The sequence below is a fragment of the Mucilaginibacter sp. OK098 genome (assembly GCF_900142915.1).
In the GTDB taxonomy this organism is placed as follows: domain Bacteria; phylum Bacteroidota; class Bacteroidia; order Sphingobacteriales; family Sphingobacteriaceae; genus Mucilaginibacter.
Map to the genome: position 1 here is coordinate 571,552 of NZ_FRCM01000004.1, position 25,967 is coordinate 597,518.

Annotated in this window: 24 protein-coding genes; 13 read left to right on the forward strand and 11 right to left on the reverse strand. The window is 42.2% G+C overall.

Features of this window, described 5'->3' with window-relative positions:
• Positions 1 to 74: 74 nt before the first annotated feature.
• The gene (locus tag BUE31_RS16065; protein WP_073404810.1) at positions 75 to 3,020 is read right to left on the reverse strand and encodes a DNA polymerase III subunit alpha; all 2,946 of its coding nucleotides are present in this window, start codon (positions 3,018 to 3,020) and stop codon (positions 75 to 77) included.
• Positions 3,010 to 4,212, reverse strand: a complete 1,203-nt coding sequence (gene dinB, locus BUE31_RS16070; RefSeq protein ID WP_073404811.1) for a DNA polymerase IV — start codon at positions 4,210 to 4,212, stop codon at positions 3,010 to 3,012. Before dinB ends, BUE31_RS16065 begins: the two co-directional genes overlap by 11 nt.
• Before the next feature lie 173 nt (positions 4,213 to 4,385).
• Between dinB and BUE31_RS16075 the strand changes: the two genes are divergently transcribed.
• Together BUE31_RS16075 and BUE31_RS16080 are read left to right on the forward strand one after the other, a co-directional pair.
• Positions 4,386 to 4,706: a type II toxin-antitoxin system RelE/ParE family toxin gene (locus tag BUE31_RS16075; RefSeq protein WP_073404812.1), complete on the forward strand. Its 321-nt coding sequence runs from the start codon at positions 4,386 to 4,388 to the stop codon at positions 4,704 to 4,706.
• A gap of 2 nt (positions 4,707 to 4,708) precedes the next feature.
• Positions 4,709 to 4,999: a HigA family addiction module antitoxin gene (locus BUE31_RS16080; protein WP_073404813.1), complete on the forward strand. Its 291-nt coding sequence runs from the start codon at positions 4,709 to 4,711 to the stop codon at positions 4,997 to 4,999.
• Positions 5,000 to 5,222: 223 nt separating this feature from the next.
• Here the strand turns inward: BUE31_RS16080 and BUE31_RS16085 are convergent, their stop codons facing one another.
• Positions 5,223 to 5,930 carry a hypothetical protein gene (locus tag BUE31_RS16085; RefSeq protein ID WP_073404814.1) on the reverse strand — a complete coding sequence of 236 codons (708 nt, stop codon included), beginning with the start codon at positions 5,928 to 5,930 and terminating at the stop codon, positions 5,223 to 5,225.
• Between the two features lie 142 nt (positions 5,931 to 6,072).
• Here BUE31_RS16085 and BUE31_RS16090 point away from each other — a divergent pair, with 142 nt between their 5' ends.
• Positions 6,073 to 6,306 carry a hypothetical protein gene (locus tag BUE31_RS16090; protein WP_073404815.1) on the forward strand — a complete coding sequence of 78 codons (234 nt, stop codon included), beginning with the start codon at positions 6,073 to 6,075 and terminating at the stop codon, positions 6,304 to 6,306.
• A 14-nt stretch (positions 6,307 to 6,320) separates the two neighbouring features.
• Here the strand turns inward: BUE31_RS16090 and BUE31_RS16095 are convergent, their stop codons facing one another.
• Both BUE31_RS16095 and BUE31_RS16100 read right to left on the reverse strand, forming a co-directional pair.
• Positions 6,321 to 7,361 carry an AI-2E family transporter gene (locus BUE31_RS16095; RefSeq protein ID WP_073404816.1) on the reverse strand — a complete coding sequence of 347 codons (1,041 nt, stop codon included), beginning with the start codon at positions 7,359 to 7,361 and terminating at the stop codon, positions 6,321 to 6,323.
• 492 nt (positions 7,362 to 7,853) lie between these two features.
• Positions 7,854 to 8,732, reverse strand: a complete 879-nt coding sequence (locus tag BUE31_RS16100; protein WP_073404984.1) for a winged helix-turn-helix domain-containing protein — start codon at positions 8,730 to 8,732, stop codon at positions 7,854 to 7,856.
• A gap of 162 nt (positions 8,733 to 8,894) precedes the next feature.
• On the opposite strand from BUE31_RS16100, the gene BUE31_RS16105 reads away from it, so the two are divergent.
• From BUE31_RS16105 to BUE31_RS16135, 7 genes are all read left to right on the forward strand, one after another.
• Positions 8,895 to 9,518 carry a YceI family protein gene (locus BUE31_RS16105; RefSeq protein ID WP_073404985.1) on the forward strand — a complete coding sequence of 208 codons (624 nt, stop codon included), beginning with the start codon at positions 8,895 to 8,897 and terminating at the stop codon, positions 9,516 to 9,518.
• A 293-nt stretch (positions 9,519 to 9,811) separates the two neighbouring features.
• On the forward strand, positions 9,812 to 12,283 hold the full coding sequence (locus BUE31_RS16110; protein ID WP_143167140.1) for a TonB-dependent receptor: 2,472 nt from the start codon (positions 9,812 to 9,814) through the stop codon (positions 12,281 to 12,283).
• Between the two features lie 13 nt (positions 12,284 to 12,296).
• Positions 12,297 to 13,427 (forward strand): PepSY-associated TM helix domain-containing protein, encoded by a 1,131-nt coding sequence (locus tag BUE31_RS16115; RefSeq protein ID WP_073404817.1) that lies wholly within the window; start codon positions 12,297 to 12,299, stop codon positions 13,425 to 13,427.
• Between the two features lie 177 nt (positions 13,428 to 13,604).
• On the forward strand, positions 13,605 to 14,024 hold the full coding sequence (locus BUE31_RS16120; RefSeq protein WP_073404818.1) for an SRPBCC family protein: 420 nt from the start codon (positions 13,605 to 13,607) through the stop codon (positions 14,022 to 14,024).
• A 3-nt stretch (positions 14,025 to 14,027) separates the two neighbouring features.
• Entirely contained in the window at positions 14,028 to 14,486 is a 459-nt protein-coding gene (locus tag BUE31_RS16125) for a MarR family winged helix-turn-helix transcriptional regulator (RefSeq protein WP_073404819.1), read from the forward strand.
• 12 nt (positions 14,487 to 14,498) lie between these two features.
• On the forward strand, positions 14,499 to 15,362 hold the full coding sequence (locus tag BUE31_RS16130) for an AraC family transcriptional regulator (protein WP_073404820.1): 864 nt from the start codon (positions 14,499 to 14,501) through the stop codon (positions 15,360 to 15,362).
• Between the two features lie 71 nt (positions 15,363 to 15,433).
• The gene (locus BUE31_RS16135) at positions 15,434 to 16,693 is read left to right on the forward strand and encodes a S41 family peptidase (protein WP_159440700.1); all 1,260 of its coding nucleotides are present in this window, start codon (positions 15,434 to 15,436) and stop codon (positions 16,691 to 16,693) included.
• Positions 16,694 to 16,836: 143 nt separating this feature from the next.
• Here BUE31_RS16135 and BUE31_RS16140 read toward each other — a convergent pair whose 3' ends face one another.
• The gene (locus BUE31_RS16140) at positions 16,837 to 17,355 is read right to left on the reverse strand and encodes a DinB family protein (protein WP_200801934.1); all 519 of its coding nucleotides are present in this window, start codon (positions 17,353 to 17,355) and stop codon (positions 16,837 to 16,839) included.
• Positions 17,356 to 17,480: 125 nt separating this feature from the next.
• Between BUE31_RS16140 and BUE31_RS16145 the strand changes: the two genes are divergently transcribed.
• Positions 17,481 to 18,050 (forward strand): Crp/Fnr family transcriptional regulator, encoded by a 570-nt coding sequence (locus BUE31_RS16145; RefSeq protein ID WP_073404822.1) that lies wholly within the window; start codon positions 17,481 to 17,483, stop codon positions 18,048 to 18,050.
• A 78-nt stretch (positions 18,051 to 18,128) separates the two neighbouring features.
• Positions 18,129 to 18,683: a cysteine hydrolase family protein gene (locus BUE31_RS16150; RefSeq protein ID WP_073404823.1), complete on the forward strand. Its 555-nt coding sequence runs from the start codon at positions 18,129 to 18,131 to the stop codon at positions 18,681 to 18,683.
• Positions 18,684 to 19,097: 414 nt separating this feature from the next.
• On the opposite strand, the gene BUE31_RS16155 is transcribed toward BUE31_RS16150, so the two are convergent.
• The 4 genes from BUE31_RS16155 to BUE31_RS16170 all read right to left on the reverse strand — a co-directional run bounded on the left by BUE31_RS16155 (position 19,098) and on the right by BUE31_RS16170 (position 23,471).
• A complete protein-coding gene (locus BUE31_RS16155; protein ID WP_073404824.1) occupies positions 19,098 to 20,171 on the reverse strand; it encodes a hypothetical protein in 1,074 nt (357 codons plus the stop codon).
• 352 nt (positions 20,172 to 20,523) lie between these two features.
• On the reverse strand, positions 20,524 to 21,852 hold the full coding sequence (locus BUE31_RS16160) for an NIPSNAP family protein (protein ID WP_143167141.1): 1,329 nt from the start codon (positions 21,850 to 21,852) through the stop codon (positions 20,524 to 20,526).
• A 99-nt stretch (positions 21,853 to 21,951) separates the two neighbouring features.
• Positions 21,952 to 22,632 (reverse strand): helix-turn-helix transcriptional regulator, encoded by a 681-nt coding sequence (locus BUE31_RS16165; RefSeq protein ID WP_073404826.1) that lies wholly within the window; start codon positions 22,630 to 22,632, stop codon positions 21,952 to 21,954.
• 338 nt (positions 22,633 to 22,970) lie between these two features.
• The gene (locus BUE31_RS16170) at positions 22,971 to 23,471 is read right to left on the reverse strand and encodes a gamma-glutamylcyclotransferase family protein (RefSeq protein WP_073404827.1); all 501 of its coding nucleotides are present in this window, start codon (positions 23,469 to 23,471) and stop codon (positions 22,971 to 22,973) included.
• Positions 23,472 to 23,689: 218 nt separating this feature from the next.
• Here BUE31_RS16170 and BUE31_RS31095 point away from each other — a divergent pair, with 218 nt between their 5' ends.
• Positions 23,690 to 23,830, forward strand: a complete 141-nt coding sequence (locus BUE31_RS31095; RefSeq protein WP_159440701.1) for a hypothetical protein — start codon at positions 23,690 to 23,692, stop codon at positions 23,828 to 23,830.
• A gap of 523 nt (positions 23,831 to 24,353) precedes the next feature.
• Here BUE31_RS31095 and BUE31_RS16180 read toward each other — a convergent pair.
• Complete coding sequence (locus BUE31_RS16180; protein WP_073404829.1) at positions 24,354 to 25,898, reverse strand: eCIS core domain-containing protein; 1,545 nt, start codon at positions 25,896 to 25,898, stop codon at positions 24,354 to 24,356.
• Positions 25,899 to 25,967 lie beyond the last annotated feature (69 nt).

Sequence of the window (25,967 nt, forward strand, 5' to 3'; positions counted from 1 at the left end):
GTTATTAGAGAATTACAGCTTTTAAAAAGTTTCAGCAAATTTTCTTTGGGTGGCGGAACTAATCATTTCTTATCTCAGTAATACACCGGATTATCCTTTATCCTCAATTTAAAAAACTTTAACACCTCCACACTCGGGAACCCAAAATCCTGCACTACTTTTCCCTCAATCAGGTAGCAGCCTTTTCCTTTAAAGGGGTAGCCTGGCGTTGCATCGGGGAAATGGGTGGTGTCAAAAAAATCCCCCTGCGCATCCAAAAATGTCCCGAACCACATTAGCTTATTGTTTTTGGTGTGCACCGTTTTTTCGCACACATAATTGCCAACCATCCGCACTATTTTTCCGGTATGGGCTACCAGGTCCTTTGTCATTACATCGCCGCGAAAACTGCTTCTGAGCAGGTCAAACATAGTGAGCGTTACGGGATAGCCCAGCAGTTCCAGTTCATTATAGGCGTCTTCCAGGGCAGTGTTAACCAGCTCGGGCAATTGGCATGCTTTAGCGGGGATATTAAACAGTTCATTAACAGGTTTGGGTGGCGGCTTACTGCCCAGGTAATTATGTACTTCCCAAAGCAATTCCTTTTTGCTGCTGCCGGTAAAACGTAAGGCCCCTACCCTTATCAGGGTAATGCACTGCTCTAAAGTAATACTTGTACGTTTTATAAAATCCTCCAAACCGCAAAAAGGGCCGTTCATGTGTCTTTCTTCGGGGATACTTTCTATAAAGCGGTTTTCTAAACCGGAGATCCCTATCAACCCCAAAAAAGCATCAACACCCTTTATGCCTACAGTGGTTTCGCTGTGATTTACGCAGGGCAACTGTACCCTGGCGCCGGCTTTTTGCAGTTCGTGTACATACAGCCAGCGCGAATAAAAGCCACCGTAGTTATTCAGCACAGCCACCATAAATTCCATAGGGTAATAGGTTTTCAAAAACAGGCTCTGGTAACTCTCCACCGCAAAGCTGGCCGAGTGAGCTTTTGAAAAGCTATAGCCGGCAAAGCTGGATACCTGTCGCCATACTTCGGCGGTAATATCATCCGACCGGCCAAGCGCTTTTGCACCGATAAAAAACTTATCAACCAACTTATCAAACTCAATTTTTGAGCGGTATTTGCCGCTCATGCCCCGGCGCAGGATATCAGCATCCGACCCATCCATGCCGGCAAAGTGAATGCACACCTTTATCACATCTTCCTGGTACACCATTACGCCGTAGGTTTCCTCAAGCTGCTCCTTCATTACCGGGTGCAGGTAAACCACGTTTTCAGGGTTATGAAAATTACGGATATAGGCTTGCATCATGCCTGATTGCGCCACACCCGGCCGGATGATAGAGCTGGCTGCCACCAATGTAAGATAATCTCCGCATTGCAGCTTCCTTAACAATTGCCGCATAGCCGGCGATTCAATATAAAAGCAGCCAATGCTGTCGCTGGTTTTTAGCTGGGTATTTATGACTCCATCACTCTTAAAACGTCTGAAATCATGGATATCTACCTTTTCTCCTTTATTATCTTCAATAAGCTGGGCGGCTTCCTTAATGTGCCCTATCCCCCGCTGACTAAGGATATCAAACTTTTCAAACCCAATAGCCTCGGCCTCGTACATATCCCATTGCACGGTTTGCATCCCTTTGGGCGGCATATCAAGTGCGGTAAAATAGGTAATCGGCTCCTCCGAGATCAGTACCCCGCCTGCATGGATGGATCGCTGGTTTGGCATGTTCTTCATGCGATCATGAACGGCCATTATTTTTTTAAAGGCCGGGTTGTTTTCCCTTTGATCATTTATAGAACGATCAGTAAAGCTATCGATCTCTGCCGGGGGCAAACCCATAACTTTCCCAATTTCGCGGATAACGGAGCGGTCTTTGAATGTGCTCATGGTACCCAGTAAAGCCACATGCTGATAAGTGTATTTATCAAATATATACTGCTGCACCTCTACGCGCTGATCCCAACTGTAGTCGATATCAAAATCAGGCGGTGAAGTACGCGATTTGTTCAGGAACCGCTCAAAATACAGATCAAGCTCCATTGGGTCAACATCCGTTATCCGCAGGCAATAGGCTACCGTGCTATTAGCGCCGGAACCCCGACCTACATGGTAATAGCCCTTTTTCATAAAATGGGTAGTGATATCATGCGTGATCAGGAAGTAAGGCGCAAAGCCCTGGTCGCGGATAACCAGCAATTCTTCTTCTATCTTTTTCAGCGCCTTTTCATGACCGGTGCCAAAACGGTACAGCATCCCCTCCATGGTAAGCTCACGCAGCCTGTCATAATCGCCCTGCATACTACCGGTAAATGTTTTTTTATTTCTTGACTTTTCATCAGGTACTTTTATATCGCAAGCCATCATCACCTTTTCAGTATTACTGATGATGAACGGGTACATAGAAAACTGTCTGCGCAGATCATCCGGCGGCAGAAACATTTCATTTGGCCGGCATTTATAGCTTTCGCCAACTTTGGTGAGCAATGTACTAAGGTCAATGGCGCGCAGGTATTCATGCAGCCGATATTCTATTTTGTCGCTCACTGTTACCGGGCACAGGGCAACCAGTTTGTCTTTTATTTTTGCCAGCGGCCTGCCAAACAGGCTGTTCAATTGCTCATAGCGGATACCGATGTATTCATTTTCTTTTAAAGCGAGATCCGTATCGCCGGTAAACGGATAAATAACATAAGCATTTTGAAAATCCCAGGGCTGATCAGGCAGGGGCTGATGGTTAACATTATGAAACGTTAAAAAATCATTCAACTCCTTAAAACCTTCCCGGTTACGGGCGATACCAATATATAGTAGCTGCTTATCGCGGTGAAACTCCATGCCTGCAATGGGCTTTACTCCTTCCTTTTCAGCCAGCCTCACAAACTCCATTATGCCCGATGAATTATTAATGTCAGTAAGGGCCAGCTGCTCAATACCGCAGGCTTTGGCGCCTTTCACAATGGCTTTAATATCCATAGTGCCATAACGCAAGCTGAACTGGGAGTGTGTGTTAAGATACATCGGATTTAATTTCAAGTTCAGGATTAAACTTAGGCCGGTCTTTAGGATTGGGTTTAAGGGATGATGCCAAAACAATGGCCTTACCCCCAAAGCGGTTTCGGATCTTATCCATGGATTGGTACAGGCTATATTGTTCGGCAGCGGTGTTATACAGGTCTATCTGCTCAAAGCCGCCCACCAGGTGCGAAAACCGGATGCCCACCAGCCGCAGCAGCATCCGGCGGTCATAGGCCTTATCAAACAGTTCTCTTGCCTTTTGGATCAGCAAAAAATCAAGTGAGGTATAGGCAATCTTTTCCTGCCGGGTAACCGTTTCAAAATTGGCATAGCGAATGGTAACAATTATGCAGGCGGTTAGCTTATGCTGCTTGCGCAGCTCGTAAGCAAGTTCTGTTACCATAGTTGCTATCAGCGCCCTGATCCGCTCCACATTAATGGTTTCGACGGTAAAATCACGCTGATCGCTTACTGACTTATTTTCACGGTAGGGTATTACGGGTGCATTATCAATACCATTACCTTTTTGCCACAGGGTGATGCCGTTTTGCCCCATTATCCTAAACATCATTTCGGGCGGGATCTGTACCAGGGTATGGATCTGCCGCACGCCCATCTCACTGAGCCTGATATAAGTTGAATCGCCCACACCGGGGATTTTTTTTATGGATAAAGGATTAAGAAACGGCTGAATATCAGGCCGCGCCACCTGCCCTTCGCCGTTGGGCTTATTTTCATTAGTTACTATTTTACTTACCGTTTTATTAACTGATAAACCAAAAGAAAGCGGCAGACCGGTTTCTTTGATCACTTTTTGGCGCAACTCATGGGCAAATTTCATGGTGCCGAAATATTTGTCCATCCCGGTCATATCCACATAATGTTCATCAATAGCAGCCTTTTCCACCACTGGCGACTGCTCCTTAATGATCTCGGTAACTGTGTGCGAATACTTGCTGTACTCGTCCATATTCCCTTTGATAATTTGCAATTGCGGACAAAGCTGCCTGGCCATACCCGCGGGCATGCCGCCATGAATCCCAAACTTTCTGGCTTCTGAACTGATAGAGGTAAGCACACCCCTGTCAGCATTGCCGCCAACAGCAACTGGCATGCCCTTAAGCTTGTCGTTCTTCATCACCTCAACGGCAACAAAAAAGCAATCCATATCCATGTGTATTATCTGGCGGTCCATCACGTCAGCTTAAAAAACATTCTAAATTAGCTTTCATCAATATTTACAGCAAATATAATGCTAAAAATATTAGCAAACACAAACTACAGGCACTTGTATTTTAATTAAGCCAACTCGTTTACCAAAATTTGATAAATAATGTTTTTTACCTATTTTTGGTAAAACAATAATGAATGAAGGTTATTATTGAAGATGAGTATTTAGCAGAACTTTATAAGAATGGCAAAACCGACGGGAAGCCCCGATTTAATATTGATATTGATATTGAATTAGGGTTTATTAAAAGGATCATTCAGATAGAGCAATCACAAAATACTAATTCTTTGCGTGCATTAAAGTCTTTACATTTTGAAAAGCTATCAGGTAGTCTGGATGGTAAATATTCGATAAGAGTCAACAGGGCTTTTAGAATTATTTTTAGAATTGAAAAAGAAGACAATAATGTAAGGCTCGAGGTTATTTGTATTGAAGAATTGAACAATCATTATTCATAAACATGGCAAATGTATTTGATAAAGATGGCAATGAGTTAAGAACTCCTGTTGCCATTCATCCGGGAGAATTGCTTTTAGAGGAAGTTGAGGAGCGCGAATTAAAGAAAACTGTTTTTGCCCGCCAAATCGGGATGCTGCCCGGCAACCTAAGCGAACTATTTAAAGGTAAACGGCATATTAATGCCCGGCTAGCTGTTAAGTTGGAAATGATTTTAGGCATAAGCGCAGAATATTGGATGGGCTTACAATCTGCCTATGATTTAACTATTGCAAGGGAGATTAAGCACGTTTAGTTCGGCTTCTTCCTTGCAAATCGAACACTGGATGTTATAATTGCAAGGATCAATCATAATAAATCCCACCCAAATATCCCTTTATTGCCATTTTTGAATTAGCTAAAACTAAGTAATCCGGCTGCGGTATACCTTCCATATGATTACAAAGAATGAAAAGATGTACAAAATTAAATCACTTCATTACCGGATAGCAACAGAACAATTGTTATCCTGTAAGTTGTTATTTAGGATTAATGTAAACAGATGATAGCTGGTTACTAGCCGGGTTAGCCACAAAAAGCATAGGGTATTTAGTGGTGGTACCTTTTGCAGACAGCATTACCCAGCCTTGTATAACTTCCATAGGCTTTTTATCGGGGTTGTGAAAGCCCATGGCCTGCTGTAAACCGATGAACTGGTAACCGCTTACCCCATTGCCCGATGCATCGGCGTTTTTAAGCAGGCTAATAATCGATGTAAGATCCAGCCCGGGTTCCATATCCGCAGGCAGCGCATCATAGCGTTTTTGTACAACTGCGGCCATAAAGGCTTTTATTTTAGTGGTAATTTCATTGTCTTTTGCTAAAAGAACTGATTTAAAGTTCATATTATCCGAGGTCATCCCCCCGGCTTTTATTCTTACCTGGAAAAATGAGGGTAATTTAGCCTTGTTGATAGTAAGGATTTGATAAGCAGTATCAGCACAATGGTAAGCAAAGCCTACCAGCATGGTTTTTGAAATAGTGGAGTTTCCGCCAAGGTCGACTACAATTTCTTTTTTGCTGCCGTTAAAACCATTTGTGTTTGCTTCCACCCCATCAATAACGCTAACAGATACCGCTTTGAGCTTCTTTTTTATGATTTCGCTGATCTGCTGGTTACCTTTAAAATCAACGGTACATGCCGAAACAAACAGTAATATAATGAAGGCTGGAATTATCCTTTTCATACCTTTCAATTTAATTGATAATTAATAAAGGTTAATTGAAAGAATTTGTTTTAGGCGGATCTATCGTTTTTTAAATTATTAAACACAACCCAACTGTAGTTTAATTGTCATTAAAAGCTATCTTTATCCCGAGGATTAGAACATGGGATTGCCACTGCGAATAACTTTTAATGACCAGGATTACATCTACCAGATTATAGACAGTAAGATAATTAATCAGTATACTACTGAATTACAGTTACTTGTAAATGGAGAAAAGGTAGCACTGATAAAGAATGACAAAAGGGTTTGGATTCAAAAAGATGAGGAAAAATCTTTAGATCCGGAGCTTATACAGGCGCTTGGCCGGTCGGTATCATTAAGAATGCGGATGTAATTACTGTAATTCTTTTATTCGGGGTTGATATTTTTTACATAGATCTCGTCAACCAGGATCATTACTATTGCCAGCGCAGGCACTGCCATTATTATACCCATTGCGCCACCCAGCACCCCCATAACCAACTGCCCTATAATGGTTAAAGCCGGTGGCATGTTGATCATTTTTTTCTGGATAATTGGCGCTATTATATTTTGCACCAATGTTTGTACCCCAATATAAATAAGGGCCACTATAATAGCGGTATCGGTACTTATGGTAAGGGCCAGCAATACGCCGGGGATCATGGCGATAAACGAGCCAAAGTTTGGCACAATTACCAGGATGGCCGCCAGCAACCCGAGCACCAAAGCAAGCGGGATGCCCATTATGCTTAAGCCAACCGGGATTAAAATAATAAGCATAACCATTGAGATCATTGTCCCTTTTAGCCATCCTTTTAGTGTAAGGCTGGTACGATTTATTATGTTCCGGGTTAAATCCTTATAATCCGGTGGGATCAGCAATATCAATCCATCTTTATAAAGCGAGGGGCTGGCCGTAAAAAAGATCCCTAAAAACAAGATGATATACATATTGCCCAAAACGCCAAAACTGGTGCTAAAAAACTGGCTGGCTGTTGCAAAAAGTTTATCGGAGCTACCACCTGATGTTGCCTGGAGCACCTTACGCCCCAGAGGTGTTTCGTCGAGTTTTAATTTTGCATTTTTGATGGTGCGGGGTAATGTATCGCTCAGGTCCGAGATCTGGGTTTGGATCTTGCTGCCCATAAACCAAAGCAAAAATCCTAAGATAATAAACGAACCTGCGATAGAAACTATCATGCTGACCCGGCGGCTCCATTTTGTTTTACGCTGAATAACATCGCCAAGGCCATGAAAATAAACCGAAATAAGGCAGCCTGCCAGCGCCATCAGCAGCACGCCAAAAGCAACCCGGGCTATTAGTATAAGTATGGCTACTATAGCAACAATACCTACCGTATGCCAAACCTTTTCGGTATAGGTTAGCTCTTTATGTGTTTTTGGAGGTGATGGTTTTTTGTCGGGCATGATAAGATTGCAATCTGCTTTATTATTTAAACTTACAGATTTTACCGCATACTTAACGCCTGTGTTAAGGAAATGTTTAGTGGATGCTAAAAGTATATGGGTATAAAATAACCTTAGCTTAACCTATTAGATGTCTTGCTGGGCAAGGGTAGCCTCTAACGAGGCAATATATTTTGTTATTATGGTTTTTTTACAAAGGGATAGACCCGATGGGCAATGTCATTAAGTTAAGAGAATGTTGGCTATACTAATCACATAACTTCATCCAATAGCCCCACCTAAACGGCATAGCCCTCATGAACGCCCATAAAAAATAAACAACCGTGAATAATCCTCCCCGGTAGGGAGGACTTGAAAAAAATAAACGCGGGCGAAGCTAAAGTCTCTCCTACCGGGGGAGATTTAGAGGGGGCAACCAAGCTCTTGGGGAGAATCACGTTTGTGTTATCTCTTAACTTAATGACACAGACCCGATGAGTCATTATTGATTTCCTATTTCTGCGAAATTTCCAGTCTATACCCCTTTCCATGAATATTTACAAGACGAACCGAGGGATCATGTTGTAATTTTTTCCTGAGCTTTGAAATAAACATATCCAGGCTTCGCCCAACAATAACGCCTTCATCATCCCAAATTTTTAATAACTGTTTTCTTCCCAGTAACTGATTGGGGGCTTCTGCAAACAGGCTCAGCAATTTCGATTCCTTAATAGTAAGTTCCGTATGCAGTTGCTGATTGATCAGCAGCTGGCGGTCGTAATAAAACTGGTAGTTGCCAATGTTTACCGGCTCATCCTGATCCTTTTTTTCCTCCGGCTGAGCGGCAGTTTTTTTCCTCGCAAACAGGAAACCTGAAAACCCCAGGAGGGTAATCACCAGGAATCCGCCGGTATAGGCTGCCGCATTATTAGCGCCCAACAAACTAGCTTCGGGAAAAAGCACATTTATATAATAACATCCTTCAGGCTGCGCCCTGCGGCGGCACGGAACAATATTAGTTTTCTGCTCCTGCGACATGGAAAATCCGTAAACAACTTCGTTATGAGCGCATTCTACTACATTAACAATATAGTTTAACGGAATTTTACCGGCACGCATGCTGTTGTTAATTATCTTAACAAGCGAATCAGGCTCAAAAGTAAACCGGTTTTCAAATTGCACCTGGTATTCATTTGCCGAAAGCTGCTTTATTGGTAACACCCTTGAAGTTGAATCGCCCGCGAATAAAAGGAGTTGGTGCCCCAGCTGTCGCAAGGTGATCTGCTTTGCTGCTTCAGCATAATCAACCTGGTTTTGGCGCTTTCCTATAATTAGCCAGGGAATAAACAGCAGCAAAACGACAGGGGTACAAAAAAGGATCTTCAGTTTCATGCATAAAAATAAGCTATTTGATATAATTTGAGGATAGTTAGCATGCATTTACAAAAAATTTACATTCTGTTACGCTCATTTTACATCTCATTTGCGCCATAAAGCAGGATGGCTGGTTACGTTTGTTCAAACACAAAAACCACTTCATTAACCGTAATCATCATGATAAAAACCAGCTTACTTTTTTCAGTATTAGCCCTTTTGCTGTTAAAAACAATTCAACCGGCCGACCCTGAACCAGCACCTTTAATTTTTAAATTAATGACCAAAGAAAGCCAGTTGATATGGAAGGGGACAAATGTTTTGGGACAAGGCCACAACGGAACTATACAATTTACTTCCGGCAGCCTGGTTTTATCCAAAGAAGATAAAACACAAACAGGTACGTTTAATATTGACATGACGAGCATAACCAGCACAGACCAGGGCCTCTGGAAAGGCAGGAAAGGTCTTGATGAGCACCTTAAAAGCACTGATTTCTTTTCTGTAGCAAAATTCCCAAATGCTACTATGTCAATCAAAAAAGTTGTTCCCGGCAATAAATTATCTCAATTTAATGTAACGGGTGACCTGACGCTTAAAGGAATCAGCAAGCCTGTTAATTTTGCTGCCGTTATTATTCAAACCAAAGGCAAAATTAAAGCGAACGCTGAATTTTCTATTAACCGTACTGATTGGGGAATTTATTATAAATCGGGATGGCTTTTCCCCCTTATTAAAAACGATTTAATTTCCGACAGTATTAAGGTGTCATTAAACCTGTTGTTCTCTAAAAGCCAGGATTAGGTTATTTCGTATTTACTAAAAAATAAAAACCCCCTTACACTCGCTGTTCGGGGGTTTTAACCTAAACCTTATCACAATGCACACGGACGTGTGCTATGAAGCGGCAAAGGTAGGGTTTTAAAATTTTCATTCATTGGGGGATTTTAGCAAAAAGTTGGGGGATTTTGGAGGTAATTGCCAATAATGCCTTCAGTGCGAAGTCTGCAGCCCTGCATCCTCAAAATAAAAAGCAAGCAATATAGTATGGTATTACGATTGATTATTATTTGTAATTAATCTAAATAAGAATAACTTTGCCGCATAAAAAACCCGGTGATCGGTCGGCAAACTTCACACCGGGCAATAACAACGATCTGTTTAACCATTACTATTTGAACAAAACTATGCATTTTACTTTAACTTATTTTTTTGCTGCGCGCTTAAACTATATTTTATCCTTTTCACTCCTCCTCTCCATATCTACCCCGTTATCTGCTCAAAATATTAATGGCTCCGTTAAAGGAACCGTTAAAACATCAGATGGGCAGCCTGCTGAATTTGTAACAGTAACGATCAAAGAAACCGGCCAGGCCACCGGCGTTGGTCAAAACGGGCATTATACTATTCACAATGTTAAGCCGGGTAATTATACAATTTTTGCCAGCTTTGTTTCCCTGAATACGCAAACCAGGCAAATAACCGTAAAATCAGGCCACATCACTGTGGCTGATTTTATTTTGACTGAAAACGAACAGCAATTACAGGGGGTGTATGTTAAAGACTATAAGGCCAACAAGTTCCTAAAAAAAGAGACTGATGATATTTCAAAACTGCCCTTGAAAAACCTGGAAAACCCGCAGGTGTACAGTGTAGTCACCAGCGCACTGATGAAGGAACAAGTGGTTACTAATTTTAATGATGCCTATAAAAGCATCCCGGGTGCCGGTGTTCCCTTAGTATATAATAATGGCCGCAGTTCCTTATTATCGAGGGGTTTTCCCACCGAAAACCTGGTCAGGAACGGCATATCGGGTTTTGATTATAACAGTGTTGACCCTGCCAATATTGAAAAAATAGAAGCGATAAAAGGTCCGTCGGGTACCCTTTTTAACAGCGGGATGATCTCATTTGGCGGCCTTTTTAACCGGGTAACCAAAAAGCCTTTTGATACCTTTAAAGGAGAAGTAGGCTATGCAGCCGGAGGGTTTGACCTGAACAGGCTAACTGCCGATATCAATACGCCTTTAAACGCCGATAAGTCTGCTTTGTTCCGCATAAATACAGCGGTGCATAGCGAACACAGTTTCCAGGACCAGGGCTTCACCCGCAGTATTTTCCTCGCTCCGAGCTTTAGCTACCAGGTTAACGACAAATTATCAATCCAGCTGGATGCGGAGATCAGTAACTACAACGCCACCTCGGCATACCGTTTGGCGCCTTATGCCAATGCTAAAAGCAAGGTTCACAACATTAAGGACCTGGGCATAAACTATAATCTCTCGTTTATCAACAATACCCTTGATTATACCAGCCAACAATTTGATGTGTTCGGGCAGGTTAATTATAAAATATCAAGCACCTGGAAATCACAAACATCATTTGCCCGTACTTTTTCAACTACTAAAGGCTTTGTGACCCAGTTAACCGGGGTGAGCGATTCCACATTAAAGCAAAGCGTGCAAAAAGAAGATTTCCCTTATTATGGTTTAAATGTTCAGCAAAATTTTACCGGCGACTTTAAAATTGGCGGTTTGCGCAACAGGCTGGTTGTTGGTGTTGATGTTTACAGCCAGAAAAGTAACCGGGACTATACCACCGTTACCATGCCGACCATTAACTTTAAGCATCCGGGCGCCGCTTATAATAACTACAATGCAGACAAAGTAAACGCGTTAGCTGCAACCAGTCCTTATATTTATTATCAAACCAACCAGACTACCTATGGTGCATATGCATCGGACGTGCTTAACCTAACGGATAAATTAAGCGTTATGCTGAGCATACGCGCAGACAGGTTTAATAACAAAGGCACCTACTACCCCAATGCAGACTCTACCGTTGGTAAGTATGCACAAACCGCGCTTTCGCCAAAACTCGGGTTAGTTTACCAGCTTATTAAAGACCAGGTATCGCTGTTTGGAAATTACATGAACGGCTTTAGTAATGCTACAGGCACCGATTTTAACGGCAATACCTTTAAACCCCAGCAAGCCAACCAGTGGGAAACAGGTATAAAGCTGGATGCTTGGCAGCATAAGATCAGTTCTACTTTGAGCTATTACCATATCTCCGTTAGCAATGTAACCAGGGATGACCCTGACCATGCCGGGTTTTCTATGCAGGACGGCACGCAGTTAAGCAAGGGTTTTGAGGCTGAGGTAATTGCCAATCCTTTTCCAGGCTTTAATGTTATTGCCGGCTATGCGTACAACTACAGTGTTTTCACCAAAGCAAACGCCTCCGTTCAGGGTTTGCGCCCGGCAGCTTCAGGACCCGACAGGCTGGCCAATTTATGGCTAAGCTATAAGCTAATGAACGGCAAAGCCGAGGGACTCGGTTTTGGTTTGGGTGGCAATTACGGCAGCGCTTCTTATCAAACCAATACCACCACATTTGTTTTCAGGATCCCGTCATACACCATTATTGATGCTACCGCATTTTATGATCAGCCCCGGTACCGGTTCGGTTTAAAACTGGATAATCTTACCAATCAGCAATACTGGTCGTTTCGCCTTGCCCCGCAGAACCCTGCCCGCTTGACAGCCAGTATCAATTTAAAATTTTAAGCACACCCATTAGATGACCACTAAAAAGATCACCTTTAAGTATTTAATCCGCCAGCTGCATCTTATCCTTGGCCTGGCCAGCGGGCTCATTGTTTTTATTGTGGCGGTTACCGGTTCGCTCTATGTTTTTGAGGAAGAAGGCACAGAGCTGTTTCAGCATGATTTTTATCATGTGGAACACCCTGGAAACGCAAGAGTATCCTTTAGCCAAATGGCAGATACGGTTAAAGCGCATTTCCCAAAAGAAAAAACAACCAGTATCCGCTTTAAGGAAAGTAAGGATGCGGCCATTATATTTTACAGCAAAAAGGAGCATGCCATCAGCGTTGATCCTTATACTTCAAAAATAATAGGTGTTAAAAACCTCGATCGTGATTTTTTTACGGTTGTTCAAAAGATCCATACCCACCTTTTATTGGGTGATGTGGGTTCGGCAATCATCAAATGCAATGTGCTTATCTTTTTAATTATGTGCATCAGCGGGCTCATCTTGTGGTGGCCCAAACAAAAACGGTTCTTTAAACGGGCGGTCACCATCAACTTTAAAAGCAAAAACTGGAAACTGGTTAACTGGGAGCTGCATAGCGTATTGGGCTTTTATGCCTTGCTCGTTCTGCTAATTATTTCTGTTACCGGAATTTTCTTTGTGTATGATTCCGCCAAAAGCACACTTGCATTTTTAACCGGGCAGCCTGTCCCTAAAAAGGAAAAAAAGTTAAAATCAAAACCGGTAAAGGGCAGGCATTACAGCCTTGACGAGGCTTATCAATACATGAGCGCCACTAACGGCGGGGCAACGGAAACCTTTTTATCGCCGGCAACAGACAGCGTTGCCCCCATCCGTATCCTGATGCGCTACCCATATGCCATTGTACGGAAACAAAGTACCCTTTACTTTAATCAATATACGGGCAGGGTTTTAAAAGCCGAGCTGTACAAAGATTATACAGCCTATGACAACATTGCCAAAAGCAATTATGATTTCCATACAGGCAGGATCAGGGCGCTGGGCATTGGCAGCAAGATCATTTATTTCCTGTCGGGCTTAACCGCAGCATCGCTCCCGGTTACGGGTTTTATGATCTGGTGGGGTAAAAAACGGAAAAAGAAGCGGGTGCCCAGTGCCCTGGCGTATGCAGATTGAAATTTAGTATGGAGTCTAAAGTCTTGAGTTCTAAGTCAGAAAAATACAAAATTCAACTTCCGGCTTAGAACTTTTGACTTAATACCAGCTATAAATTAAAATAAAAAAAATAATTTTATTATAAGTATACATATTATATAAATAGTTATTATATTTGTCCATATCAAATTTAAAACTATGTGGACAAAATCGTATTCAGTTACAACCAAGGATGTAACAAAAGAGCAAATGTGGAAGCTATTTGCTGATGTAAACAACTGGCCTTCATGGGATGAAGGGATTGAGTTTACCGAATTAAAAGGGAAATTTGAAAAAGGAAATTTCTTTATTTTAAAACCAAAGGGCGGTCCGAAATTAAAAGTGGAGCTGCTGGAAACCGTTACCAATAAAAGTTTTCTTGACGTAACGCCGTTTCCTTTGGCTAAAATGTATGATAACCATACTTTTGAAGAAACTCCGGAAGGCCTGAAAATCACCAATACCATTTCGGTAAAAGGATTGCTGGCGTTTGTATGGGTAAAACTGGTTGCAAGCGACATTGTAAAGGCCTTACCCGGGGATGTTAAAAAACAAATTGAAGCAGCCAGTAAATTGTAGTGTATGAAACAAGCAGATGAAGCGTTCAACGTGAAGAAAGCCGAAGAAAGTCCGGGGTTTTTGCTTTGGCAGGTAACCACCTTGTGGCACCGGGCCATTAAAAAAGCCCTGGACGAAATTGATCTAACGCATCCGCAATTTGTTTTGCTTGCCAGTTTGCTGTGGCTCTCAAAAACAAAGGAAAGTATAACCCAGATCGATCTGTCGCACCACAGCAAGATCGACCCGATGACCACCTCAACCATAATTAAAACCTTATTAAGAAAAGGACTGGTTGAAAGGCGGGAGCATCATACTGATACCAGGGCAAAGTCAGTTACTTTAACTGAGAGTGGTGTTGCTATATCGAGGCAGGCGGTGGAGATCATTAATAAGGTGGATGAGGATTTTTTTACTGGCTTGGGGGCTGGAGTTAAGGATTTTAATGGTAAGCTGGTGAAGTTGATGGATACTAATAAATGATAATAAGTATTAATGAACATTACACATTACGCCCCGGCACATCCGCTTTTAAAGCCGTTTATAGCAGAGATCTATTTACTTGAGCGTCATGAAAAAGAACCGCCGGAGCACTACCTGGCATTTCCGGGTGTCAATCATTTCATAACCATTAACCAATCAGCTGTTTGCCGCGCAACTGATTTCCAGGTCTCGTTAACGCACCAGGCAGGTTGTGACCCATCGGGTTTGCTGATATCTAACTTTGGCGAACCGCATTCATGGTCATACGAAGGGCCAATCCAGGAATGGAACATTTGTTTCAAACCGCTTGGAATAAACCATTTCGTGGACATTAAACCAGGTGATCTTAGCCAGGAAAACGTGTTCGCCGATTTCAATTACTTTGCCGACTTCACAGCTCACATCAACACATTGTATAGTCTTTCTGATAATAATAAAAAGGTGCATTCCATTGAAAATTACTGGCTCTCGAAATTGAGGAATTTCAATCACCCCTTTTTACATTCATTAATGAACGAGATCCTTGAAAACGAAGGTCAAAGGCTGAACTTTAGTAATCTTGCCTTGCGTTTCAAGGTTTCCAGGGATACCCTGCATACCTCATTTAAACGATACGTTGGAACAAGCCCTGCCCGGTTTGAAAAAGTGCTTAGGTTCAGGCATGCCCTGGCAACTTACCGTCTTTCTGGCCAATCAACCTCACTTACCAATGTTTCCGGCCAGGCCGCTTATTTTGACCAGTCGCATATGATCAGGGATTTCAGGTCATTTACCGGCCTTACCCCTAAAGACTTTTACAAAAAGATCGCCTCTTTTCCGAGGGGAGATATCAACTGGATTTTTTCTGATAAGCATACTGCCGCATCTTCATCATGAGCCAGGCCAGCCTTTTGCCCGGGCTTACAATTGTACAATTTTATATTTTAACCAGCTGCTATCTTGCGGCTATGAAATTTTACATCCTGTTACTTTTGTCCGCTGGTTTTTTACTAATAAACCAAACTTTGTTTGCACAAACTACCATTGCGCCGCTAACCTCAACCGAAAAAAAGCAGGTCATTGATTCCACCTGCCACTTGATTAAGGCGTTGTATGTTTTCCCGGAAACCGGGAGCCGCTTAGCAATCTATATTGCTAATAAAGCAAGTTCCGGCGGCTACACCGGGGTGAGCGACCCAAATGCGTTGGCCGATTCGCTTACTGCCGACCTTGTACAATTCAGTAAAGACCGGCACTTCAGAATATTCTATGACCCGGCATGGGTGAGCGATTCAAAGGCATCTGTAAGCCATGCCGACAGCCTTGCGCTGCGAAGCAAAAGGGCGGAAAAGTACCGTGCTGTCAATTATGGATTTAAAGAGATCAGTAACCTGGATGGTAATATCGGGTACCTGAAACTAACCAACTTCGCGGATCCATTAGTGGCGGGCCTCACTGCAGTTGCAGCCATGAATGCGTTAAGTAATTCGGATGCGCTGATCATTGATATCAGGGGTAACTCCGGGGGCTTTAGCACCAGCGTTTCACTGATTGCCAGTTATTTATTTGATGATGATCAGGATTTTAGCCTTGCCTACGTACCTGGCGCCAAGATGCCCAGGATCCCGGTTTACCTCCTCATCGACCACTTCACTTATTCAGCGGCGGAAGGTTTTTCACAGCTCTTGAAGATCCATAAAAGAGCGACCCTGATTGGCGAAACTACCGGTGGCGCCGCTCATGGGATTGAGCGTAAAGCAATTTCTGACCGTTTTTATATAAACATGCCCTTCTCCAGGCCTACCCCTGATTGGGAAGGAACCGGCATTGAACCAGACATTAAAGTAGAGGCTAGTAAGGCATATAACACTGCACTCGTGAGCGCATTACAGGATCTGTCCAAAACTCATCCTGAGAAAAGCCCGGAATACCAATGGCTAATGGAGGATGTGCAGGCACAGCAAATTCCCGTTCTTGTTAATACATCCGTTCTGAAAAATTTCGTTGGTACTTATGGCAATCGTCAATTGTTTATAGCCGACGGTAAGCTTTTCTTTCACCGCGAAGGAGATCAAAAATATGCCCTTGCTCCTCTCGGGCAAGATCTTTTCCGTTTTGTTGACACGGATGATATCCGGCTTAAATTCATTTCAGATCAGGGGAAAATAACTACTTTAAAAATACTTTATAAAGATGGCAGCTCTAAAATAGTTCTTAAAAACAAATGAGTGTATGAGTATGCCTGTCAATTATCTTAAATAATTGACAGGCTCAAAAAAAATGAATGGAAAAATCCGGCTTGTTTAATCGCCTCTAATCTCATTAAAAGCAGGTCGTGATCCCATCTGGATTCGAACCCAAGGCCTACAGATTACAAATCTGCTGTTAATATCTCCCTCACACTCGCCAAATGATGATCATCATGCTCTGCAACAAAGTATGCCAGGTCGATGATCCGCATCGGGGTTCTAAGGCGCGGGTGTAATGAGGAATGTAATAATTGTTCATCATTCAAGCTCAAAAGCTTGTTTACAAATAGTTGCCTTTGTTCCCTGAAACGTTGTAATAGCAATTCCAGGTCTGTCGCATCATGATTTGCAGTATGTGTTTTTTGATTGGTAAGATCGGTAACCCTTAGCTCAACTTCCTTATTTACCAGGTCGTGAAGCCTGCCCAGCCAAAGGGGTTCAAGGTCTGAAAGGTGTCCTATTTCTTCTTTAATTGTCCATTTATCCTTCAGCTTCAGCGTAAGCAATGCCGGTTGCAGATTGCGGGTTATCTCTTCAATCCGTGCGGGGCTTCCGCTTAAACGTTCAATAATTGAAGGCAAAATCCCATTGTCATCTATTACAGGGAACTTTCTGTTGAACCATTCGGTTTTTTGCATCATTATTAATGGTTAAGTTGTTATTAATAATTGTCTGTGCTACTGTTTCGATGCAAGGTAAGAAAAAAAGCAATTTCCCTTCCTGAGAACTAAACAGCAGGGATCTTTGATGTTTTGTATCTTTGAAAATGGCTAATGTAAAATTGCTCGAATATCTCAGTCCATTGATTCCTGATTCAGCGGAAAGTGTGTCCCTGTTAGTAAGCCATTTTGAGCATAAGGTCCTTCAAAAAGGTGATATAGTGCTAAAAGAAGGCGAAATCTGTACTGCTTTTTATTTTGTGGAAAGCGGTCACCTGCGCACCTGCTATAACAAGGAAGGCGTTAAAATTAATATGCACTTCCACCTTGAAGGTTCTATAACTTCAGACCATATAAACGGCAAGGCCGGCATTCCATCGGAATTCACCATAGAAGCAGGCGAAAAAAGCGAAATCTGGGTCTTAAACAGGGAAACATTGGTAGAACTTTGCCATGCTGATCCTAAAATAATGATTTTTGGCAGGCGATTACTAAGCCGCATATTGGTCGATTTAAGCGCACATAGTAACCTGTTCAGGATGTACACCCCCGCAGAGCGTTACCAGTATATCGAGAAAAACAGCCCTCATCTGTTACAACGCGTTTCACTCTCAAACCTTGCCTCCTACCTTGGCATGAACCGCAGAACGCTCACCAGGATCAGGGCGAAAAAATAATTTTGAGACTTTTGTCTCATAACGAACCTTCGGTAATCAGTTAGTTTTGCCCTGAATTGATTAATTAAATCCGATAAAATGCAACAAAACACAGCCCTTTTGGTAATGGACATGCAGTTAACTGTACTTGCCGGTCTTACTGATACAAAAACACTTTTAAGCAATGTAGCTAACGCCATAGCTAATGCACGCAACAAAAACATACCTGTTATATACGTTGTGGTAGGCTTTAGAGCAGGCGCACCTGAGATAAGCCAGAACAATAAAATTTTTGGCGGCGGTAAAGAAAGATATTCGGCTGTAACCCCTGATGAAATGATTAAAGTGCATCCCGACCTGGCGCCTGCAGCTAATGAGGTTACTGTTGTTAAACGCCGCATCAGCGCCTTTACCGGGAGTGATCTTGAAGTTATTTTAAGGGCACAGGAGATTAAGCATATTGTATTAACCGGCTTTGCTACCAGTGGCGTGGTATTATCAACACTGCGGGAGGCGGCCGATAAAGATTATCGCATTACCGTATTAGCAGATTGTTGTGAAGATAGGGACGAGGAAATACACCGCGTGCTCACTACAAAAGTTTTCATGCGCCAGGCAGATGTGATTACATTGGGGGAGTGGAATGAAATGTAAGTCACTTTTTTTGTTCCCTCTGAATCTCTCCAATGCTATTAAGTTAAGGGAAACACAAACAAGATTCTCCCCAAAAGCCTGGTAGCCCCCTCTAAATCTCCCCCGGTAGGGGAGACTTTTGCTTCGCCCACGCTTCTTTTTTTTAAAGTCCTCCCTACCAGGGAGGATTTAGGTGGGGCATTTGGAAGAAGTTATGTGGTTAGTATAGCCAACATTTTCTTAACTTAATAGCATTGGGGGTCTCTCAGAGAGTACCTTGCGCTGAGTTTACAGAAATTTATGGTATAAGAGAATGCCGCATTCTTAGCACGCAGTGCAGGGTTCCTTTCAGGAGAATCTGCGAAGACGGAAACGCGGGAGACTCACGCCTGATGAGAAAAGCTGAAAGGATAAAGCTAAAAGTTGGCTGATAAGTTACTTCACGTAGAGCGACCATACGTCTGCGAAAGACTTTCCATTTGTTAAATAGGTAGGCACTCCATTCTTCCAATACATAGCTATCCGATCACCGTTAGCATCCCCAGTGTCTTTGTTACCTGCTACATAAACATCGTTTCCGAGGACAAAAACAGCCTTGGCTATGGTATAGTTAACTGTAGGCGTTAAAGTGGTAGGCACACCGTTTTTCCAGATCGTTGCAAAATATTCAGTACTGTTTTGGTTACCGCTATCGCCTGCCACATAGACATCGGAGCCGGATACAAATATGCAGTTGCTTTGAGAAGTTGTTAACGTATTTTGAATTTGCAGTCTCGTTAATACCCCATTTTTCCAATAAACTGCCTGCGATCCAAGCTGAGTTGAAGATACAGTACCCGCAATATAAACATCACTGCCAGAAACAACGATTGAATTTGCCGTTGAACCTTCGGAATAGTCAGGTAAATAGTTCACTATGCCATTTTTCCAATATACAGCCTGTGTGCCGATTATACCGGCTACATATACATCACTTCCGGACACGTAGATTGAAAACACAGTAGAAAAAGTTGTTCCGTCGGTCATTTTATAGGCAACACCATTCTTCCAATAGGTAGCAAAGCCATTTTCCCCGAACGTGGCAGGTACATTACTGCTTATTGAACCAGCTGCATATACATCATTTCCTATCACAAAAATGGAGAAACAATAAGCATCCATCGTACCATCGGTCAGATAGTTTATAACTCCGTTCTTCCAATACGCTGCAAGTTCTTTTGTTCCAATGCCAGCATTATACAAACCTCCCGACACATACACATCAGTACCAGAAACAACAACGCATCTGGCTGATGCAAGTGCTGTACCATCACTTAAATGTGTAGTAACGTTATTCTTCCAATAAATTGCTGTATCGTGCGACCCGGGACTGCCATCGAACCCTGCAATATAAATACCAGGATTGCTGGAAATTCCAGTAGAGGTAGCTGGACCCGGTTTATTGTCGCTCTTGGTACAAGCTGCCGTTGCAATAATCAGGCTAAAAATAAAAGGTAAAATTTTTTTCATATGACAGGCCGATACCTAGTCACAAAAATAGTCATTTTGTGATTACAATCTTGGAATTAGGATTTACCATTTTGTAATTCGGCATTCGGGCTACAATGAGGTTGTTTGGGCGGTTTAATTTTTGTCTTCCTATCTGGCGCGATTGAAACAAGGTAAAAGTTTTTTGTTCCCGCAGTCTCTCAGAGAGGACCGTGCATCGGGTTTACAAAAATTTATAGCATGAGAGAATGCCGCATTCTTAGCACGCAGTGCAGGGTTCCTTTCGGAATCTGCTGAGACAGGAAGGAATGACAAAAACGGGTGTCATGCTTCGAGTGCCTCAGGCTGACACCCTTTTTGTTTCCTCAAACACCTATAATACCTCACCAAATGATTTTCCTGTGGGATAGTTTATCAGCGTGTTTTTACCCTTTATAAGCTTTTTGATCCTGTTCTGCAGTTCAATATTACTTTCCATAAGCTTTAATTTTGATTGATATTCAACCTCATCTTTATAAAATGTAATAACCACCAGCAGGTTTTTATCCTGGATAACAGGCAGCGAAGGATAATCATTCGGAGTTAGTTCACTGATCCACAAGGTTGAATTATTAACACCGATAGATTGCAGGTAAGGAGCATATTTACTTTGATATGAGCTGATCAAATGATCAAGCTGCCCTGCATTGGCTGTATAATAATCTATCACAGCTATTCCTTTATGCTTTGCAAAGCTGTTGGTGTTAATGCCGGTATCATTTAAAGGCTTTAGTAAATGCACATCATCGTTATCGTCAATAAGTGCATTGGCGCCCGCTTTAAACTTTTGCCATACCAGGCTTTTGCGGTAAAACTCGGGCAGGTAAACACTTCGTGAACTCATATCATTAAAGCCCCTGAACCACAGGAACCTGTCATCCACATCCTTTATCCTGAATTGCCCTAAAACATACCCGCCTAAAATATTCTGCGAAGTGATAAAATGCTTTTCAAAATAGTTTATAAAATCATCTCTTTTGCCGAACTTCAGAATGTAATTACGCAGCTCCAATACTTTTATGTTTTGGTTTTCGCTAAGCTCAGGATCTTTAGCTTCGCTGCTTGCTTTTTCAAAGTTCATATACCAGTTCCATTCCCAGGTTTTTCCGTTATCGGCAGATAGTGCCTGGCTCCATACTGGCTTATCCGGATTGGTTTTATCCCACTTAAACATAGCAATTACCTTTTTACCTTTGTAGGTATCTTTTGTATAAAATCTCCCTATATTATTTTCAAATGAGCCTACCACCGGTACATCCAGTTTGCCCAAATTGCTATCGGCCCAATAAATACTCCAAAGCTTTGTTTTTGGATCAAAAAGCCGCAGGGTCATTCCTTCAAAGTCCTTCCCGTTTAGGTTGGCATAATACCTGTCGGTGTTGCCAATACCGTTCAGAATTAGTTTTACATCCTGCCTGGCATTAAAGTTTTCCCAATCATTGCTGTTTTGCAGCCTACCTATTAGTTTTTTATTGGCGATGTTCCAGTTACCAGCTAAAAAGTCAAAATCATTTGCGGATGATGTTTTTGAGGGGATCACCTTTAACACGCCGCTTTCAGTAATAGAAGCGTTTACCACTTCATTATTTGGCGCCTTAGGTTTTACCTGGGCATTGGCGGGTAACATTACTGCAGCTAATTGGAATGCAAAATCAAAGATCATAGTTCGTAGGATTAGTCGGGGGTTCATATCAGTTTCTTTTTACAAAGAAAACCATGCACACTGACAACCCTATGGCAGCCTGTTTTAAGAAAATTAATTTTATTTATACCAGGTCAGAAAATCCACCGCCTTAATATGGTCCTTTTTCCGGAAAGGCTGCTTGGTACAGGTTATATTGCTGATCCTTTTTACGATGAAATCCCGATAGTCGTTTCTTTTCCAGCACCAGGCAATCAAATGCCATTCCATATTGTAAAACACCAGCCCGGTCGGCTCAATTTCCCGGGTAGTTTTAACGTTTGCATTATCCGTATAATCAATGGCAATAATAATTTGCTGTGTAATAGATGCCTGGATATCTATCAGGTAGTCATTCTCTGTTTTTGAAGGTTCCGGATTGTAGATGTTGATGTGATCGCTAAAACGATTGGTTTTGTCTTTATCTGATGATTTTAAAACGGCTTTAATTTTTGCAAGCGCGCTGTTGCTGTATTTGGCAATAGACCTGTCGGCAAACTTTTCCGCAAGTGATGCCATTAATATAAGAGAGTTTGCCTCATCGGTAGTAAAGGACAGCGGCGGCAAAAAATACCCCTGCACAATAAAATACCCCTTCGGCTGCTCAAAGCTGACAGGGATGCCCAGTTCCTCCAAAGCTTTAATATCCCTGTATACCGTGCGTACGCTCATCTCATACCTGTCTGCCAGGTATGCAGCCGTAACATGCTTTTTTGATTGCAGGGTAGTGAGGATGCCAAATAATCTGTCGATGCGGTTCATAAAGAGCGAAAATTAGCAAAAAAACTTATTTCGGCAGCTTTTTATGTTCGAAAGATACGTCATCTGAAATATGGAATGATAAAAAATGGGTGTCATGCTGAAGCACTCGAAGCATGCGGGCAAAGGCCTCTACACCATGCTTAGCACGCGGATAGGCCTCTGCGCTCATGTTTCCCTCAGTCTTCGCAGGCTCTCCTGAAAGGGCCCCTGCGCCGTATGCTAAGTATGCGGCATTCTCCTATGTCATAAATTCATGAAAACCCAGCGCAGGGTCCTCTCCGAGAGACCCTGCGGAGACATGAGGTTGCGAAGACATGAGGTTTCAAACCCAGCAAGTTTCAAACCTTTATCTTGTTCAACTCTTCCTGTCGCCTGTCATCATCAGGATCAATCTTAAAAGGCATCATGGATATTTTATGAATATAATCTTCCGGAAGGCCTGCATTTTTAGCCAGGTGAATTACCTTTTTATGATGCCAGTCATAAGGTAACAAATGTGTATTTACAGCGTGTGGTTCCGCAACAAAAACCCTGGCGGTATAAATTTTGTCACTTGCATCAATGCAGTTTACCGTCTCAAGTTTAAAATCAATGCTGTAAGATCCAACGTTATAAAAATTTGGCCATTCCACATCTTCAAGCTTAGTAAGCACACCCCAAACAGAATCATTAGGATCATTAGAAAGCAGAATATTTGCTTTTGACGACAGGTCGTCACCGGTTCTGTTGAATATGAAATTATAACCGGGCAGCCTGGCTATCCCTATCTTTTTTGCAGACGGAACTATCCCGGCAAATTTTTCAACATCCATATTACCTGCAAATGAAAATAATATCATATTGTATAAATGAGGAAAGTTGTGTTTTGTTTTAACGTTTGTGTTTATACCTATATTATAAATAGCATAAGGAACGAGGTTTTATAGCCAATTATGCCCATAATTATAGCTTGTTACTTTTAAATCCCGTTTTAACTTTTTAAATTAGCTTGCAATTAACCACGAGTGGTTTGCCGAAATCGCCTGTTAATTACTAAAACTTAACACCTTATCTATCTATGAGTACCTCAAAAGGCATCCAGGCTTATACTGATTTCGATGCAGACATTAACATTACAGATGTAAAAAATACAAACTGTCCATCATTTCGGGCCTGCCTGTCTACAGACAGGAAACGAAGCAAAATACCTCGCGGGTAAAGAAGCATGCACTTTAGTAATATATGCCGTAGTAAATACCTAAACGTTACAGGGTAAAGTTAAAAATCAATTAACATTATGGAAAAGTTCAAGAAATTAAACAGAGCAGAAATGAAAATGGTTCTAGGGGGAGACTATCCTAACCCATGTAAACAATTTACATGTGGAGACATTAATAATCCCAGTGACTGTTCAAAGAAACCGGGATGTGGGTGCGTTTATGAAGCAAACCCACCGTTCTATGGGGATGTTTGTGTTCCTGCAGTAGCGTAACAGCCAGTTAATTGTTGTGTTCCAAATTAAATACATTTAAAAGTATCTGATTAAAGGATTACGGCCATTACAAACGGCTACATCAAAAAAAATGAAAATAAAATCGCTCTGTTTTTGCGGGGCGATTTTGTTGTCTGCATTTTAGTTTAATAGTATAATAGCTTTTATAAGTTATTAATAGCCTGAACGATAGCCGGGAGTAAATTTGCCCCCTCCCGGAGAAGTTAGGTCCGTTAAAAAAATGTTTTAATTATGGATGCGGTGTGCCCGGGTTGCCGCCGGTTGCCGCAGCTGACGGGAATACAGGTGGGGATGTAGACGGCGATTGGTAAGTTGCGGCTGGTATTCCGGCACAACTAAAACGTGAGAAGTCCCGTGATGCGATAGATGCACTGATAGGCAAACTTAAGGCCGCAATCAGGTCGTTAGCCAGGGCATGGTTGGTTTGATCAATGGAATGCCTTAGCCAAAATTTGAATACAGCCAGGTGCCCGGGATGTGGCTGTATTACCGAAGTAAAATAGGCAGAGATCCGTTGAACGGCTCTTGTTTTATCACTGGCTGATACGTCTGCTGCCACATAATATCCTAATAATGGTACATATTGCTGATAGTTAGAAATCAGGCAGTTTCCAGTTGTTGTATTTTCCTGTATACTATAGCTTTTGTGAAACTCTCTTATAAATGAACTCGTCCATGCGTCTACTTCTGAAGCATTTCCCTGTAATGTACTGCCGGAAATATTCTGCCTTACATGATCAAACTCATGATTTAATGTATAAATAGTGCTGTAGTAATTTCCGCTATTGATAGCCAAGGAACCAAGTACAACATAACTGGTGTTATTATGAAAAAAGGTATAACCGGCATCGTTACTAAGTAATCGCCCTCCTCTTCTTGCAGCCCTGGATGCCAGGTTTTCATCGAAATTTACCTTTGGATTGGAAGCGGTATAAGGCTCCAGATGAGCGGGATCGGGCGTACTGTCGGCACTGCTTTGAGCTGTTCTGTCAACAATAGTTACTGAAGAGCCCACTGCAGATTGGATTAGTGCCGCTTTAAGCGCCGGAGTGTTCGCATTGGTAACTTGTGTGCTCCAATCTGCGGGAGCGCCGGTTGCACCACCATGTTGTACGGATTGCCGCTGAATAGCCGGAGCATTTAAATTATTTTGCTGCAGCGTATGCGTTAATTCATGGGCCAGTAATTTCTTCCCACCCCCGGTATCGGGCCTGTATTGCCCTTGTCCAAACACTATATCATTTTGGTAGGTATAAGCAAAGGCCCCAAGATCCATTGCCGACTGATTAGCTTGTGAATCAGTATGTATTTTCACCTTACTAAAATCATAGCCAAACCTGCTTTCCATAAACGACTGCGTATCTGTATCAATAGAATGGCCAGGAGATTTCAATGTTTCAGATACATTTGCTGATACAAACGGAACCGAACTGCCGGATTCTTTTCTTTGCAAACCACCTTGCTCCTCTTCTTCACAGGATGCACATTTACGTTGAACAACAGGAGTATGGGAATGATTTTTTTGTAAAGGGCTATAGTGGTTCATTTGCACTATTTTTTCCGATACCACTTCAGCTTCCTGTTCATATTTATCCCCGGGACTATTTACCGTCAATTTGGGTTGTATAGTCGGTAGTTTTGGGGGATGAACCGCAATATTGCCAAAACCGGGTGCTAAATTGCCGTTACGCTGTGTAATGCCTAAAGCGGCTGACTTATCAAAGGTGGTGTCGGCGTTATTTGCCTGTTTTTGTTGCTGTATGAACGTGCGCATAATAAATCAATAAGGTGATAGGTGATATTTTGCAAAAAGCACTGAATAAAAAGCTTGTTTTTATTCCCG